Annotated in this window: 9 protein-coding genes and 1 riboswitch; of the genes, 3 read left to right on the forward strand and 6 right to left on the reverse strand. The window is 56.7% G+C overall.

Annotated features, from left to right (window positions below; genetic code table 11):
* Positions 1-324 precede the first annotated feature (324 nt).
* Entirely contained in the window at positions 325-1,716 is a 1,392-nt protein-coding gene (locus ABD796_RS06925; RefSeq protein WP_344904997.1) for an extracellular solute-binding protein, read from the reverse strand.
* A gap of 293 nt (positions 1,717-2,009) precedes the next feature.
* On the opposite strand from ABD796_RS06925, the gene ABD796_RS06930 reads away from it, so the two are divergent.
* A complete protein-coding gene (locus tag ABD796_RS06930) occupies positions 2,010-4,352 on the forward strand; it encodes a helix-turn-helix domain-containing protein (protein ID WP_344905000.1) in 2,343 nt (780 codons plus the stop codon).
* Positions 4,353-5,691: 1,339 nt separating this feature from the next.
* Here ABD796_RS06930 and ABD796_RS06935 read toward each other — a convergent pair.
* From ABD796_RS06935 to ABD796_RS06945, 3 genes are read right to left on the reverse strand one after another with little or no spacing between them, the layout of a single operon-like run.
* Positions 5,692-7,320: a type 2 periplasmic-binding domain-containing protein gene (locus ABD796_RS06935; protein WP_344905003.1), complete on the reverse strand. Its 1,629-nt coding sequence runs from the start codon at positions 7,318-7,320 to the stop codon at positions 5,692-5,694.
* 27 nt (positions 7,321-7,347) lie between these two features.
* Positions 7,348-8,238 carry a carbohydrate ABC transporter permease gene (locus tag ABD796_RS06940; RefSeq protein WP_344905005.1) on the reverse strand — a complete coding sequence of 297 codons (891 nt, stop codon included), beginning with the start codon at positions 8,236-8,238 and terminating at the stop codon, positions 7,348-7,350.
* A gap of 12 nt (positions 8,239-8,250) precedes the next feature.
* A complete protein-coding gene (locus ABD796_RS06945; RefSeq protein WP_344905008.1) occupies positions 8,251-9,231 on the reverse strand; it encodes an ABC transporter permease in 981 nt (326 codons plus the stop codon).
* Positions 9,232-9,568: 337 nt separating this feature from the next.
* Here ABD796_RS06945 and ABD796_RS06950 point away from each other — a divergent pair, with 337 nt between their 5' ends.
* On the forward strand, positions 9,569-13,432 hold the full coding sequence (locus tag ABD796_RS06950) for a fibronectin type III domain-containing protein (protein ID WP_344905011.1): 3,864 nt from the start codon (positions 9,569-9,571) through the stop codon (positions 13,430-13,432).
* Between the two features lie 199 nt (positions 13,433-13,631).
* Here the strand turns inward: ABD796_RS06950 and ABD796_RS06955 are convergent, their stop codons facing one another.
* Together ABD796_RS06955 and metA are read right to left on the reverse strand one after the other, a co-directional pair.
* Positions 13,632-14,786, reverse strand: coding sequence for an aminotransferase class I/II-fold pyridoxal phosphate-dependent enzyme (locus tag ABD796_RS06955; RefSeq protein WP_344905014.1), 1,155 nt, complete (start codon positions 14,784-14,786; stop codon positions 13,632-13,634).
* Positions 14,787-14,973: 187 nt separating this feature from the next.
* Positions 14,974-15,939: a homoserine O-acetyltransferase MetA gene (metA, locus tag ABD796_RS06960; protein ID WP_344905017.1), complete on the reverse strand. Its 966-nt coding sequence runs from the start codon at positions 15,937-15,939 to the stop codon at positions 14,974-14,976.
* 79 nt (positions 15,940-16,018) lie between these two features.
* Positions 16,019-16,142, reverse strand: a riboswitch (SAM riboswitch).
* A gap of 558 nt (positions 16,143-16,700) precedes the next feature.
* Between metA and corA the strand changes: the two genes are divergently transcribed.
* Positions 16,701-17,636 (forward strand): magnesium/cobalt transporter CorA, encoded by a 936-nt coding sequence (corA, locus tag ABD796_RS06965; RefSeq protein ID WP_344905020.1) that lies wholly within the window; start codon positions 16,701-16,703, stop codon positions 17,634-17,636.
* Positions 17,637-17,794 lie beyond the last annotated feature (158 nt).

Here is a 17,794-nt window from a genome sequence, read left to right on the forward strand (position 1 = left end):
GTTCCCGCTTTCCGTTTGTTAGTAGTGTATCTGTTGTCATGTAACGGCTAACTTAACTCACAGCTAACTCTGAATGACTTCATTCTACCTACGGAAGTTCGTTTTGTCAACTTAAAAAATCGTTTACATTTGTTTTCATAACTCATTTCTGACTCACAAAAGCACATATGGATACTACACCGCACAACCCCGTCCCCCAGACTCCATGGGGAAGCGATAAGAAAAACCTCCACATCGAAGCCGCTTCTGATGAATGCCACCCGCTTTAGCGAAGGTAACGGACACGAACGAAAAAAAGCCGGCTTCGCTAAGCGAAGTCCGGCTTCAAGACAGGGTCGTTTTGGCGGCCCGCAGTTCGTTTAACGCCTGCTCGATTTTCACGCATACAGTCTGCTCCGACTCCAGCCCGGCCCAGTACAGCTTCGCCTCGCCGAGTATAGCCGCCAGCATGTCCATCGTCACATTCATATCGCTGTACGTCCGGTAAGTCGGGACGATATCCCGGTGCATCGGATAGCGCAGCGGACGGTACATCGTCTCCGAACCGATCCATTCCGCTGCCGGCTTGAGCGCGGGAATGCTCAGCGTCCGCTGGCGGATGTTCAGCTGGGAGGAGTAGGACGTGAGGAAATCGACGAACGTCTGCGCCGCCTCCTTCTGCTCCGACCTCGCATGAATGCCCAGGCCGATGGCGACGAGCAGCGTCTTGGGAGATTCGATGTAAGGCAGCGGGGCGATGTCGTATTCGAAATCGGCCTTCTTGAGCTCGTTCAGGCTGAAGTAGGTGGTCATGATCATCGACACTTTGCCTTGCCGGAACAGCTTCTCCGCGTCGGCTTCCTCATAAAATAGCGGCACGCTCGTCTCGTTGACCAAGGTGTCCCTGCATAGCCGCAGCATGTCCATCCAGGTCCCGTCGCATATGCGCGCCGGCTCGTCCCCGGGCGGCAGCTTCATACCGCTTTGCAGCAAGAAGACCGGCCAGCGGTTGTTGGAAAGCAGGTAAAAATAAAAGCCGTACCGTTCGTTCGGAATGGCCAGTTGGGCCGAAGCGCGCTTGAGATCTTCCCATGTCCAGCTGCTGTCCGGCTCCAGCATGTTTTTCTCGCGAAAATGGTCCCGGTTGTAACAAAGGACGACCGGGGAAAACGTAAGCGGCTGAACGCGCATATCGCCCTGATGCGAGGAAAACGCCTTGTACAAATACGGATAAATGTCCCGGTTCGGCTGCTGCGGTTCGAGCAGATCGAGGGCGTCCGACTCGACCAATTCGCGGTAATTCGGAATGTTGACGGTCACTACGTCCATAATGCCGGTCTCAAGCGTCTGCCGCACGCTTACATAATGCTCCAGCATCATCGTCTGCACGCGAATACGGGGGTATTGCTTATGAAACTGGGATATTAGCGTCCCCAGATCGGTCTCGTCGACCGTCGACAGGTGGCACCCGAAGCGGATCGTTATCGAGTTGTTGTCGGCCCCGTCGGCGATCCGGTTGCCTACCTTCGGTATTTTCTCGATCAAGCCTTCCCCGACCAAAACGTCGAGACAATGTCTGACCGATTTGTTGCTGATGCAATACAGCTTTCCCAGCTCGCGTTCGGACGGCAAATAATCGCCGACTTTCCGCTTGCCCGATACGATCTCGTCTCGAATCGAGCGAACCATATCGTCCATTCGTTTGGAAAGCGTCGCACGGCTAGGTCTGTTAGCCATTCGAAGTCCTACCTTTCCGTCCCGCTGTTGCAGCTTCAGTTCGCGCCTGCTCTAACGCATATCTGACTTATGAAGTCACATTTACAGCTATATTATCATAATCGCCGTTCGAAGCATAGTAGTGCGCCGCAGCGGCGGACGCGGTGCAAGCCGGGAAGCTCTATGTCGAAATCGGGCTTCTCGTCTGCGACAAGCCGAAGGGCCTTCCGCGCGAGAAAGAATCTTTGAGCGGAAAGCCGAAAATAGTGATAAAATAAGGGTAATCGATTTCTGAGTCAGAGGGGTCCGATTCAGTGAAGTTTCCTAAAGAAGCGTTATTCAACAAAACGTTTTTCCGCCGGTTTCTCATTCCGTACCTGTTCATCTTGCTGCTTCCCCTGCTGCTCGCCAGCTTCGCCTATAACGAGGCGGTGCAGATCGTGGAGCGCGAAGCGCGGCAAAGCAAGCTGACCGTGCTGGAGCAAACGCGGGATATTTTGGACCGGGCGCTAAACGATCTCGACGAGACCTTCATTCAGTTGTCTCTAGACGTCAAGCTGAGCCGTCTGATGCGAATCGAGGCGGCTTTCGGCAACTCCCCGCTCTGGTATGATGTGTGGGACTATTTGAACGAAATTCGTTCGCGCGCCGTCGTTACCGGCAGCTCGCTGCAAAGCTCGTCGTTCTACATCGCAATCAAGGGAAGCGATCTCGTCTTCACTAGCGACCAGACGGTGAATGCCACGCAGCAGTTTTATGAAGACGCTTTCCGTTACGACGGCGTCAGTTACGGGGAATGGCACGGACAGTTGTTCGACAGGCGCTATATGAAGACGGTCTTCCCCGCCAGAAAAGCGTTCGCGAACGGCGAAGAGCGCACGGTTATCGCCTACACGTCGTCGCTGCCGATCCAGCCTGCGGATACGAGCCTGGGCGTCGTCTCTTTCCTGATTGACGTCAAAGACATCAACCGGCTCATCGGCTCCAAGGGCAGCGACAGCGACCGGTTCGCCATCATCGACGGCAGCGGGCGGTTCATTATGGGCGGGGACAGCGGTTATTTCGGCAAAGGGGCCATACCGGGGCTCGATCAGGGGCCGCACGAAGGACACTCGATCCTGAAGCGGAACGGCGAAAACGTCATGTACGTCTATGCGCGCTCAACCTATAACGACTGGACGTACGTGTCGGCGCTACCGCTCGAGGAAGTGATGGGGGACGTCATCCGCATCCGCAATATCGCCGTTGCCGTGGCGGCGCTGTCGCTGCTCGTCGGCCTGCTATTCTCGGTGCTATTCGCCTACCGCAGCTCGAAGCCGTTCCGGGAAATGCTCGGGACGCTTAAAGACTTTTGGACACGCACCCGCGAGGACGAGAGTCCGGCCGCACGCGGGGAAGCGGACGATTTCAGCTATTTGCGCGGCAGCATCAACCATCTGATTACGGACCATCAGCATTTGCAGAGCACGCTCGAGTTCAAGAACGCCGCCTTGCGGACGGTATTTTTCGACCGGCTGCTGAAAGGGGAGTTCGGCGACCGCGCCGGCATGGAGGAGCTGCAATCGTATGTCGGACTCTCCATCTCCGGCGAAGCCTTCGCCGTCGTGCTGCTCCGCAGATACCGGCACCCCGCCTCGCTGCACCCGGCCGTTCTGGAGGAGTTGGACGTGCTGCGCGAATATGCAGGAGCCGTGATCGAGCAGGCGTTTCCGGGCCGGAGCTTCGTCCATATCGCCAACGAGAACGAGCTGGCCGTCCTTCTCTCTTCGGAGGATAAGGATCCAGCCGCTTTCGCCGGCAAAATCGGCGGGCTGCTGGAACGGCTGCTTGCCGATATCCGCGAGCGCGGCGGCGCGGCGCCGTTGATCGGCGTAGGCGGCACGTACGCCCTCCTGACCGATGCCAGCTATTCGTTCCAAGAAGCCCGCCAGGCGCTCGGCCGGCAATTATCCGAAGAACCGTCGACGGAGCCGGTCGTTTGGTATGCGGATATCAAGAAGGAATATACGGCCTACTATTACCCGACGGAGATCGAGATCAAGCTGATGAACCTCGTCAAGGCGGGCACGGTCGAAGAGACGCGCCGCCTTGTGGAGCATATTCGCCACGAGAACGAGTCCGTCCGCGTCTTGACGCCCGACATGATGCAATCGCTGCTGAACGACATGCACTCCACCCTGCATAAGCTGCGCGATCAGATTAAGGCGGAGCCGGATAAGGACGAGCCGCTTGCCATGCAGTCGCCCGCCGGCCTCAAAGGCATGGACGAGGTGGCCGCCCGTTTCGAGCTGCTGTGCAGGCTGGTGGAAGCCGGCAAAAAAAGCCGCAACACCCGGCTGGCTCAAGCCATATGCGATTATCTTGGCGATACGTTCACGGACCCGGGCCTCTCTCTGGCCGAAGCAGCCTCCCGATTCAACATGTCGGAATCGTACTTGTCGCAGTTTTTCCGCGAGCAGACCGGGGAGACATTCAGCACCTACGTTGAGACGCTGCGCATCGGGCTCGCCCGCCAACTTATTCTGGAGGGGCGCGATTCGATCGACGAGATCGCCCAGAAAGCGGGCTACAATTCCACCCATTCGTTCCGCCGCGCCTTCAAGCGGGTAATGGGCATCGTCCCTTCCGCCTACAAGCAGACGGGGGAGCCGCAATGACGGCAACTTTAACGGGAGCGGCAAACAACGACAGTGGTGTATGGCGCGAGTTAATGCTCGAAAGAGCGCTAACTCCGGGGGAGAGTCCATAGACCGTTATAGGCCCTACACGCGCCCTCCATAGGCTAACCACACACCCTCCATGGGCCCTCACAAGCCCGGTTTGGCCGTTCCGCCGGATGGTTAGTGCTCGAAGGAGCATTATTTCCGCAAATGGAGCGGGCTTGGCGCGAGTTAACGCTCGAAAGAGCACTAACTCCGGGCGACAGGTCCTCCACGGGCCCTCACAGGCCCGGTTTGGTCGGCTCGCCGGATGCTTAGTGCTCGAAGGAGCATTATTTCCTTAAACGGAGCGGGCTTGGCGCGAGTTAACGCTCGAAAGAGCACTAACTCAGGGTGACATTCCATAGACCGTTATAGGCCTTCTACGCGCCCCCCAGGCTCATCGCTCCCCTCCCTGGTCCCTCACAGGCCCGGTTAGGCATTTTCACCAGATACTTAGTGCTCGAAGGAGCATTATTACCGCAAATGGAGCGGGCTTGGTGCGAGTTAACGCTCGAAAGAACACTAACTCCGGGCGACATTCCATAGCCCGTTATAGGCCTTCTACCCGCCCCCATAGGCTCATCGCCCCCTCCCTGAGCCCTCACAGGCCCGGTTTGGCCGGGTTCACCGGATGCTTAGTGCTCGAAAGAGCATTATTTCCGCTAGCGGCGCGAGCTTGGCGCAAGTTAATGCTCAAAAGAGCACTAACTCCGGGCGACAGGCCCCCCATAGGCCCTTACAGACCCGGTTTAACCCGTTGCCCGGATGCTTAGTGCTCGAAGGAGCATTATCTCCGCAAATGAAGCGGGCTTGACGCAAGTTAACGCTCGAAAGAGCACTAACTCCGGGCGGCAGACCTCCACGGGCCCTCCATAGGCCCTCACAAGCCCGGTTTGGCCGGTTGCCCGGATGCTTAGTGCTCCAAGGAGCATTATTTCCGCAAATGGAACGGGCTTGGCGAGAGTTAATGCTATAAAGAGCACTAACTCCGGGAGGTAGGCGCTCCATGGGCCCTCAGAGGCCCGGTCTGCCCGGCTCGCCGGATGGATAGTGCTCGAAGGAGCATTATTTCCGCAAATGTAACGGTCTTGGCGCGAGTTAATGCTCAAAGGAGCACTAACTCCGAGCGACGCCCCTCCATAGGCTCTTCACGCCCTCCATAGGCCCTCACAGGCCCTGTCTGCACGGTCCGCCGGAAGCTTAGTGCTCGAAGGAGCATTACGAGTTCTTCTCGCACCCAAAGCCTTGTTCGCCGCTCATCCGTTTGTTGCCTGCCTAGATTCGACTCCCCGTTCTAGCCCTTGTTCGCTTTCTTGTACGCTTCGGTCCGCAGCTTGACGACTTCCTGCAGGCCGGCTTTGTTGGCGGCGTCCATGAACTTCTTCCAGTCGCCGTCGTTCGACGGGTCCAGGCTGCCCATAATCAGCTTCAGCCAATACTCGTCGCGGACCGCGTTCAGGTTCGTCTCCAGATCGACGAGCTTCTGCCGCTCCGCTTCCGTAAATTGCAGCGCCGGCTCGATGTGCCCGTAATAGTTTGGCTTCTTCATGATAACGTCGGCCATGTCCAGCTTCGTCTTCGAATACGTCTCGTCCAGCGCCTTGTGCGTCGTAACGAACCCGCTGCCGATCCAGCCGATGCTGATGCCGTAGTTGGGCAGCTTGTCGCCTTCGGCTTTGGACGGGTTGGACATGTTTGGCAAATAAACCGGCGAGCCGTTCTTCATCTCATACGTGACGCCTTCTTTGCCGAACGTATACCACAGCTGACCCTCATCCGAGAGCGACCAGTTCAAGTAGTCGAGAATACGGTCGACCTTCTCCTGACTCGTCCCCTTCTTGATCGCCGGCCCCCAGTTGGAATACAGCGGCTCGCGCTTATAGATGACCTTCTTCGGATCTTTGGACGGAAACTCGTAGTTGTCCGTCCAAGCCCAGTTGACGTCGGGAACGGCCGCCTTTTGCAAATTGTTGTTGTAGGTCGGATCCGACGTCGTAAAGGCGATGACATTGTTCCCTTGGGCAATCAGCTTTTTGGTCTGATCGGCGGTAGCCGTGGCGAAGTCTCTCAGCAGCAGCCCTTCCTTGTACATCTTGTTCAGGAAGATCAGGAAATCGCGGTACCGGTCGTCCGCGAACGGATACGCGACGAATTCCTTCGTGGCCGGATCGACGTACGACGTCCAGTTTAGAGCCAAATCGGGCAAACCGAACACCTGGAAGAACAAGTTCACGCCCCACAGCGGAGAAGAAGCGTTGCCGTTCGTGACGACCGGAATCAGTCCCGTCTTGTCCTTGATCGTCTTCAGCGCCGTATACATCTCGTCCGGCGTAGTCGGGAACTTTAGGCCGTACTTGTCAAACAAGTCTTTGCGGTACTGCCACGCCTGGTTGACCTTCAACGTCCTCTTGCCCGGCAAATAATACAGCTTGCCGTCGGAGTATTGATTGATTTTGTAGATCGCGTCCCATTCTTCGTCGGTCCAGATCTTCCGGTAATTGGACAGCTTCGTGGCCAATTCGTCCTTCTCGAACGGTCTCAGGTAGCCGGAAGCCATCCATTCGAGCGATTTCCACTGGTCCCGCACCATGGGCAAATATTCCGGACCTTCCCCGGTAGCGAATAGAAGCGTAGATTTGATCGGCCAGTCGTTCCGCGGGTAGTCCTCCGCCTTGAAGACGAGATTGAATTTCTCTTTGAGCATCTTCGCCTCGAGGTCGTCCTTCAACGTAGACGCCTCTGTAATCGGACGGGAGATGTTGATCGTCAACGGCTTGTCATACTTGCCGGCAGTCGTTCCCGCTCCGGCCGGCTGCTTGCCGTCGGACGGCGGGCTTGCGGTCTCTTCCTGTTTGGTGCAGCCCGATGCGATCGTGACGGCCATCAATGCCGCGATGGAAACTGTAAGCGCTTTTTTATTCATATGCGAATCCCCCCAGCTTGTCGGTAGTTAGCCTTTCAGCGAGCCGATCATGACGCCCTTGACGAAATATTTCTGAATGAACGGGTAGATGAGCATCATCGGACCGATCGAGATAAACAGCGTGGCGAATTTGACGGACGTTACGTCGATGGCAGCCATCTCGCTGGCGGATACCTCGCCCGCCTGAACCGATTGCATGAGCAGCTCGGAACGGATGATGATTTGTCTTAGCACCATCTGAAGCGGGTAACTGTCCATGTTTTTCAAATACAGCAAAGCGGAAAACCAGGAATTCCAGTAAGCGACCGCATAGAACAGGCCGATCGTGAACAGCGCCGCCTGCGACAGCGGCAGGGCGATACGGACGAAGATCGTGATATCGTTCGCGCCGTCCAAATAAGCGGATTCGTCGATTTCCTCGGGAATCGCCTGAAAGTACGAGCGCATGATAATCAGATTATATACCGAAATTGCCGTCGGCAGCGTAAGCGCCCACAACGTATTGTATAACCCCAGCTGCTTGATCAGCAAAAAGTTCGGAATCAGGCCGCCGTTGAAGTACATCGTGATCAGGACGAGAATCATGTACACCTTGCGCAGCGCCAGCCTCTTGCGGGACAAGGCATAGGCGAGCGAGGTGGTCAAAATCATGCTGATGGCGGTGCCTACCGTCGTATACAGCACCGAATTGAGAAAAGCGCGCGGAACGGCTCCCGCTTCCCAAATCAGCTTATACGCCTTCAAGCTGAATTCTACCGGATAAAAGGTCACTTTGCCCAAATTGTACGCTTGCGCGCTGCTGAACGAGGCGGCAAATATATGCAGGATCGGATACAGCGTAACCGCAAGCACGAGCAGCATGACGGCGTGAACGACAATGTCCAGCACTTTGGACGAGAAGGAACGGTCTGTTATCATATTCTGCCCTCCTTACAGCAAGCTGTGGTCGGTCGTTTTCTTCACGATCCAGTTGGCCGACAGCAGCAGCGCGATATTGATCAGGGAATTGAAGAAGCCGACGGCGGTCGTAAAGCTGTACTCGCCGAATTCGAGCCCTCTGCGGTAGACAAACGTACTGATGACGTCGGATACTTCAAAGGTGACCGGCGACTGCATCAGCAGCACCTTCTCGGCGCCGAGCGACATCATTTTGCCGATTTGCAGCAGAAACATGACGACGATCGTCGGCTGAATCGCCGGCAGCGTAACGTGCCAGATCATTTTGATGCGGCCGGCCCCGTCCAGCGACGCCGACTCGTACATATCCGGATTCACGTTGGTCAAAGCGGCCAAATAGATGATGGCGCCCCATCCCACCTCGGTCCACAGATCGGATAAAATAAAAAGCGGCCGGAACCAGTCCGAGTTGCCCATGAAATTGATCGGTTCCATTCCGATCAGCTTGTGCAGCGTCGTATTGACGACCCCGTCGACCGGCGACAAAAACATGAACAGCATGCCGACGACCGCAGGCAGCGAGATGAAGTGCGGCAAATAGCTGACGGTCTGAACGAAGCGCTTGTACAGCTTCTGCCTGAGCTCGTTCAGCAGCAGAGCGAACAATATCTCCGCGGGAAATACGATCAGCAGCTGCAGCAGGCTGAGCGCCAGCGTGTTTTTGATGATGCGCCAGAAGTACATATGGTTGAAAAATTTGACGAACTGGTCGAAGCCCACCCACGGGCTGGCGGCGATGCCTTTGGCCAGCGAAAAGTCTTTGAACGCGATAATGACGCCATACATCGGCACATAATGAAAAATCAGAAAGTAAATGACGCCTGGAATCGCCAGCAAATGCAAATATTTCGATTTGGCAATGTCTTTGCCGAGCCTCTTCCATCTGCCCGGCTGGCGGCTCGGGGCGGCGCGTGCGGCTACCGTATGCTCGGAAGCGGTTGCAATTGGTTTCAAATGACACAACTCCTTACGATTAGTACGTCCTCCGGTCCGGTCTCGTTCACTCCATGCAAAGCCCCCTCGAATTGGTCGGTTGTTCGGTACGGATCCGTAATTTGGATTCTAACGAAAAGACCGGGGCGCGAACAAGGTACATCTCTTCGCCCAGGTGACGATCGTTCGGAAAGACGCCTACAGCCGCCGAATTGGCCTGATAATCTTGAGAAATGTACCTTGAGGCGAAAAAATGAACCTGAACGGTACCGCAGATGTTTGCTACGATAAGGACGACACTGCGCAGTGTTGCGGACGTCCAAAGGACGCCCAAAGGACAACGCATAAGGAGGAGCTTATGAAAAAAGCGACAATATGGCTGCTGGTCGCCACGCTTGCTGTCGGCCTGCTGCCGGAAACGAAAGCGCTTGCAGCGCCGGTCTCGATATCCGGCATCCAGACCGTGAACGAATGGTACGACCCGATTCCTTACTATGTAGACACGAACCTGCAAGCGGGCAAGCCGGTTTACTCGAACGATCCGGCGACAACGTTCAGCTCCATAGGCAGCTATGCCGGCATGTCTTACATTCAGACGGCCGGACTGCTCACCCACAAGAACGAGCCGACCGATCCGTTTCTGACTTTCGACATCGACGATGATGCAACCGTTTACGTGGCGATGGTCGCAGACAGCGCCGGCGCCGATCCGTTTAATTCGGACTACTGGCTGAACACGCAGGGCGGCTGGTCGGATACCGGCCAAACACTGCAGGCGGCGACGAGAGACAGCTCGGGCAATGTGACCGCTACGCTGCTGTATAAGGTGTACGCCCGCACCTTCAAAAAAGGCGCCGTCAAGCTGGGAGGCAATCAGGCCGTCGGCCATATCGGCTACGGCAACATGTACTCCGTTATCGTCGGTCCTCCGGTCGGAACGCCGCTCGATCCGCCCGCTCCGCCGTCGCCGGTCGTCCCCGGCACGATTCCGGCCTTTCCTGGTGCCGAAGGCGGAGGCAAGTACGCCACAGGGGGCCGCGGCAAAGACGTTTATTACGTGACGAACCTGAACGACTCCGGCCCCGGTTCGTTCCGCGATGCGGTCAGCCAGAGCAATCGGACGATTCTATTCAAGGTATCCGGCACGATCGAGCTGCAATCGCACATTCTGGTAATTACGTCGAATCTGACGATTGCCGGACAAACCGCGCCCGGCGACGGCATTACCTTCAAGAAGCACGCTGTCTACTTCCACGGCGACAATCTGATTGTCCGCTTTATCCGGTTCCGCACCGGCGACGAAGCCGGCGTCGATGTGGACGGCACGTCCGGCCGGTTTCGCAAGCAGCTCATATTCGACCATATTTCGTCGAGTTGGGGAACGGACGAGTCGGCCTCCTTTTATCAGAACGAAAATTTTACGATGCAATACAGCTTCATCACGAATCCGATCGTGTACTCGAACGTCGCCGACAAAGGCTTTCACGGTTACGGCGGCATTTGGGGCGGCAAAAATGCTACCTACTACTACAACTTGCTGGCCAACAACGACAGCCGCAACCCGCGCTTCGACGGCAAATCGATCGACGTGCGCAATAACGTCATTTACGGCTGGGGCTACAAGAGCATGTACGGCTTCAGCACGATTGGCAATATGATCAACAACTACTACAAGGCCGGGCCGAGCACGCAATACCCGGACAAGCTGGCGGAAGCGAACAATCTCGATGCGCGCATCGCCCTGACCGGCAATGTGGCTTACCGGGCGGACGGCAGCTTCTCGCCGAACAGCCATCCGAACAACTTGGCCGGCGCTACGACCAATCCCGGGGCGTTCGTGAGCACGCCGTTTCCTTTCCCGAACCCGTCGCCGAACGATACGCCCGAAGCCGCCTACGACAAGGTGCTGCGTTACGCGGGGGCGAGCTTGCCGATACGCGACTCGCTGGACGAGTCGATCGTTACCGGCGTGAAGACCGGCACGGGCCATGTGATCTACACCGCCGAGCCGCACAATGCCGAGACCGCCGCCGCGCTTGCCGTCAAAAACGCGGTCAAGGTTTCCCTCGTCTGGCCGACCTTGAATACCGGAGAAGTACCCGCCGATACGGACGGCGACGGCATGCCGGACGTATGGGAGCGGGAGCACGGGCTCGACCCGAACAATCCGGCCGACGGCAAAAGCGATTATACCGGAGACGGCTATACGAACCTGGAAAAATATTTGAATGAATTGACAATTCCGGCTTTCCCGGAAGGCGTCGTCCCTGCCCTGCCGCGTACGCCGATCGCCGGCGCCCCCGTATCGGTTCAGGCGACGACCCTCGGCAGCAGCTCGGTTAAGCTGACCTGGTCCGCGCTGCCGGGAGCGAGCGGTTACCACGTCTACCGTGCGGAGACGCCATTCGGCTCGTACAGCAAAATCAGCACGTCCCCGGTTGCCGGAACGACTTACACCGACAGCGGTCTGAATTACGAGAAACCATATTATTACAAAATAAGCGCGCAGACGGGCGGCGGCGAATCGCCGTTGTCATGGTCGGCCAAGGCCATAACGAGCAGACCCGCCGCGGCTTTGACCGTGGATTTCAACGACGGCGTCGTCGGTCAGCCGTATGCGTATCCGGCGGCTTGGCCTGCCTCGTGGCTCGTCGCTGCTAAGCCGGATGGCGCGGATAAAAGCATCGCCGTGCCCGGCGGCGGCGAGGGGCGGATCAATTATGCGTTCACCGCGCCGGCCGACCAGGCCAAGTTCCGGTTCGACTATATGCGGGACGCTACCTTCGCAGGGGACAAGCATCTGATCTATACGGGGACGAACTTTGCGGAGCTGGTGACGGATGCGGTATACGGCTTGCGTTACCGCGATCAGACCGGGGCTTATACGAATCTGATTCCCGGCTATCAATTGAATGAATGGTATACCGTGGAAGCCGACTACAACTTCGCTGCCGGCACGCTGACGATCCGTACGGGACCGAAGGGCGGCACGCTCGCGGATCGCTTCTCCGGACCTTACGCCGCCGCTTCTCCTTATGTCAGCTCATTCCGGATTTACAACCAGCGCTCGACCGGGAATCTGTACTTCGACAATTTCTCGGCCTGGACAGGTCCGGACGCACCGACCGGCCTGCAAGCTTCCGCAAGCCGCAAGTCGGTCGACCTGACCTGGAACGCCGTGCCGGGTGCGGACAAATACCGGATTTACCGTGCTGAAGGAGCCGAAGGCGCGTTCGCCGAGCTGGACACCGGCAAGCTGACGGCTCCCGCTTACAGCGATCTCGGCCTGGCCGAGCGCACGACTTACCGTTACCGGGTCAGCGCGGTGAACGCCGGCGGAGAATCGCTCTTGTCGTCTACGGTGACGACCGCTACTTACCGCGACGCCAAGCCGCTAATCGTCGACTTCAACGACGGCGTCGCCGGCCAGCCTTACGGCGCTCCGGCGGCATGGCCTGCGAATTGGCCTGTCGCCGCCTTGCCTAGCGCAAGCGACAAGAGTATCTCCGTACCGAAGGACGCCTCCGGGCGATTCAATTACGCCTTCACCGAAGCGAGCGAAACGGCGCATTTCCGGTTCGATTACAGCCGCAGCGCCACCTTCGCCGGCGATAAGCATCTGATCTACACCGGGACGAATTTTGCCGAGCTGATCACCGAGGCTGCCAACGGGCTGCGCTACCGCGATCAGGGAGGGACGTACTACTATTTGCTGCCCGGTTTTCAGCTGAATGCCTGGTATACGGTCCAGCTCGACTTCGATTTCAAAAACAACCTGTTGTCCGTCAAAGCCGGTCCCAAGAACGGAACGCTGACGGAAAAATACAACGGCCCTTATGCCGCGAACATACCGTCGATCGGGGCATTCCGCGTCTTCAACCAGCGGTCCGACGGACTCGTCTACTTCGATAATATGACTGCCTGGAACGGACCGGGCATCCCTGCCGGCTTGCAGGCGCAGCCCGGAGGATCGTCGGTGCAGGTGACATGGGGCGCCGTAACCGGAGCGGAACGGTACAACGTGTATCGGGCGGACAGCGAATCCGGCCCTTACGTCCGGTTGAACGCCGGAGCCGTAACCGGTAACGCGTATACCGACACGGCAGCAAGCGGAGCGCCAGCCCGCTGGTACAAAGTGAACTCGGTGAGTTGGGAAGGCGAATCGCCTTTGTCCGGCAGCGTTACGGCCGCAACCTACGGCTCGTTCACCCCGGGTCATTAACGGCGGCAACTTTTCATGTCGTTGACGATTCCGCACCGTAACGGTTAACCTCGCGAATGGTCAATGATCGGGATCATCCGCGTTTGGTACCTCTCCACGCAAAAAAAGGCTGCTTCGCCGCGGCGGCACGTATGTGCCGTCCGCTGCGCAAGCAGCCTTTTTCCAGTGGGTGCAACCGTTTGTGCCGGTTAGTCGGGACCTATTCCAGCTCCGCCTTCGCCGCATCGAATGCGTTCGACAGGTCGGCGATCAGATCGTCCACATGCTCAATGCCGACGGAGAAGCGCAGCAGCCGGTCGTCGACGCCGATCTGGCGGCGGATTTCCTCGGGGATGTCGGCATGCGTTTGCACCGTCGGGTACGTCATCAGCGATTCCACGCCGCCCAAGCTTTCCGCGAAGGCGATCAGCCGGATATGGCGCAGGATCGGCTCGATCGTGCGGGCATCCTTCATTTTGAACGAGAAGATGCCGGTGTTGCCCGACGATTGGGCGTTCTGGACGTCGTGACCCGGGTGGTCCGGCAGCGCCGGATAAAACACTTCTTCCACCATAGGATGGGTTTGCAAATATTCGGCGATTTTCGTCGCGTTATACTGGTGTCGCTCCATCCGCAGCGCCAACGTTTTCATTCCGCGCATGAGCAGCCACGAATCCTGGGGACCGAGCACAGAGCCGATCGAATTGTGCAGGAAAGCCATCTCGGCGGACAGTTCCGCACCCTTCGTTACGATAAGTCCGGCGAGCACGTCGTTGTGGCCGCCCAAATATTTGGTTGCACTATGAATAACGATGTCGGCGCCCAGCTCGATCGGACGCTGGAAGTATGGCGTGAGCAGCGTGTTGTCCACGATCGTGAGATATCCCTTCGCTTTGGCCCACGTACAGATTTTGGCCAGATCGGTAATCATCATCAGCGGATTTGTCGGCGTCTCGATGACGACCGCCTTCGTATTCGGACGGCTGGCGCTTTCCAGAGCGTCCAGGTCGTTCGTATCGATATACGTTGCCGTTACCCCGAACCGGCCGAGCACCTTCTCGATCAACCGGTATGTGCCGCCGTACAGATCAAGCGAGACGAGCAGATGATCGCCTTGACCAAACTTGGCGAAAATCGTTTGAAGCGCCGCCATCCCGGAGCTGCAGGCGAAGCCCGCATCGCCCGATTCGAGCTCGGCAATCGCTTGTTCGAGCACGGAGCGGGTCGGATTTTTCGTGCGCGAGTAGTCAAAGCCCGTGCTCTTGCCCAGCTGCGGGTGGCGGAAGGCAGTCGCCTGGTAGACAGGGAAGCTGACAGCCCCGGTAACGGGTTCGGATTGCGAGCCGATTTGCGCCAAACGGCTTTCGATTTTCATATTTGATAATCCTCCTAGGTATAGTGGGGATGGGGGCAAAAAGAGGGAACCGTCGCGAGCGGCGGCTCCGCTATGCAAACCAAGCGTCTTGCCTCAAAAAAGTTTCGGTGAACAAGTTCGCTCCAGCATCCTTGCAAACGTTCGCTTGCTTCTTCATCGGACTTCTTGCATCGTCCGAAGCGGCTGCTTACAGGCCGGCGCCATACGCCAGCCATTCTTCGTCCCAGGCCGGCTTTTTCTTCAGCGCGGCCGGATCGAACGGCGTCTCCTGGTAGACGTAATAGTTGAGCCAGTTGGAGTATAGCAGGTTGGCGTGCGCCCTCCAGGTGACGCGAGGCTCGCGGCTTGGGTCGTTATTCGGGAAGTAGTTTTTCGGCACCTCGATGGACAAGCCTTTCGCCACATCCCGGTCATACTCCCATTTTAACGTACAAGTGTCGTATTCGGAATGGCCCGTTACAAAAATATGTTTGCCGTCCTTGGTCGCCACCAGGTAAATGCCGGCCTCTTCGGATTCGGACAAGATTTCCAGCTCCGGCACCTTCTCGATGTCTTCCTTGCGCACTTCGGTATGGCGCGACTGCGGCACGAAAAACAGCTCGTCGAAACCGCGCAGCAGCTTCACATGCTTGGCCGTCGTCGTATGCGGGAAGACGCCGAACACTTTGTCCGATACCGGATATTTCGGCACGCCGAAGTGGTGGTAAAGGCCGGCCTGGGACGCCCAGCATATATACAACGTCGACGTGACGTTCGTCTTCGTCCAGTCCATAATCTGCTTGAGCTCTTCCCAATAGTTGACTTCCTCGAATTCCATCTGCTCGACAGGCGCGCCGGTAATAATCATGCCGTCGAAATAGTCGTCCTTGATGTCGTCGAACGTTTGATAAAACGTATTGAGATGCTCGGCGCTCGTGTTTTTCGAGATATGCGACTTCGGGTGAAGCAGAACGAATTCGACTTGCAACGGCGTGTTGCCGATCAGGCGCAATATTTGCGTTTCCGTCGTTTCCTTCGTGGGCATCAAATTCAATATCGCTATTTTAAGTGGCCGGATATCCTGGTGAAACGCCACCGTCTCGTCCATCACAAAAATATTCTCATTGATCAATACTTCTTTGGCAGGTAAATGGTCGGGTACTTTAATTGGCATGGCGATCACTCCTCTTGGCAAAATAAAAGACCTTTCTCCATAGATGAAGAAAGGTCGTCGTTTCTCACGCGCATGTCCTCTCTCATCTCTCAGAAACGCATTCGCGCTCCCGCAAGAATTAGCACCGTGCATCTCCGTCGGCGACGGATTTGTCGGTTGCCGGGCTTCATAGGGCTGGTCCCTCCACCTACTCTTGATGAGTCAGCAAGCTATTTGGTTTGTATACTTACAATAGCCGATTGGGACGATTTCGTCAAGACGGATCGCATCCTCTCTTCGTCCCTGTACACCGTTGACCCCCGTACGGAATACGTTATAGAAGGCCGCGAAAATAATCTGTGCCCGGGCGTCTTGTGCGTCCGGCAGCCTAAGCGTTATACTAAACAATGTTCCCCGACAAGCCAAGACAAGCTCAGGCAGATGGCTTGCCTCGGGCGGCGGCGCCTTAACCGATCCATCGGTGAAGCGACCGTCCTTATTGAGGTTAATAAACGAATACACGCGTAAAGGAGTGAACGATGCATGGATGGGGACCGACCCGGACCGTCAACGAATCAACTGAATAGCCGCGAACGGCAACGGGACCCGTTATCCGATGCATCGCGCTTTCCGGCAAGCGCGCAATGAAACCGGATGGCCCCTTGTCGTTCCCGAGCAGCGTAAGCGGATCGTTTGCTGTGTCTTAGTTGGCGCTTCAAGCAAATGAAAATCGCATGGTGATATCCCGCACAAGCGGGGAACACTGCTAAGGGGTGAGACAGATGAAGGTACGTCTGGTACAAAACGGATTGTTTACCCAGATCGAGGATGTATCCGCAGCGCTGACGATGCCGGATAACGGCTTTTATTGGATCGATGCGAATTTAGAGGATCTGGAAATGCTGCAGCCGTTGTTTCAGCTGCACGACCTGGCCGTCGAGGACAGTCTGAACGACGAGGAGCAAAGGCCGAAGCTCGAGCTGTACGACTCGCACTATTTTATCGTTATCAACAGCATTCGTTTCGACGACGAGGAAATTTTTCTTCGCTCGCTGAATATATTTTTGTTCAAGCATGTCATCATCACCGTAACCCGCCAAAAAATCAATGAAGTCCGTTCGATCAAGCCGGTGCTGTGGGAAGAGGAAGTCAACTCGCCGGACCGTTTTCTGTACCATCTCGTCGACCTTGTCGTCGACAACTATTTTATCGTCGGGGACCGGATCGAGGCAAAAATCGAACGTCTCGAGGAAGACATTCTCGTGCATACGAAAAAATCGCACCTGAATGAAATTATAGGGCTGCGCAGCGAAATTTTGTGGCTCAAAAAAATGCTGGTTCCGCAACGCGACCTGATCTGGGCGCTGAACCGCCGCGAGCTGAAGCTGATCGACGATCAACTGCAAAAATATTTCGGGGACATTCACGAAAACGCCGTGAAAATTACCGAGGAATTCGAAACGTTCCGCGATCTGATGGGCAACTTGCGCGAGGCGTACCAGTCCAGCCTGTCCAACCGGACGAACGAAATCATGCGGATCTTCACGGCGCTGACGACGATCTTCATGCCGATGACGATCATCACCGGCATTTACGGCATGAACTTCGACAATATGCCGGAGCTGCATACGCCGCATGGCTATTTCGCCGTACTGGCCGTCATCTTCGGCGTCGGTTTGTCGATGTTCTGGTTTTTCAAGAAAAAGAACTGGTTTTGAGGTTGCTCCGCCAACAGACAGCCCGCCGTCGCGATCCGACGTGCGGGCTGTTTGTGTAGAAATGCTGCGCTTAACGCCGAAAAGGCCGCTTGGCGTAGTTTTGTTGGTATGCGACGACTGTCCGGCAAGGAGCAGCTCATCGGATGGGAACGCTTACG

It is taken from the genome of Paenibacillus hodogayensis (genome assembly GCF_039536325.1).
Lineage (GTDB): Bacteria > Bacillota > Bacilli > Paenibacillales > NBRC-103111 > Paenibacillus_AB > Paenibacillus_AB hodogayensis.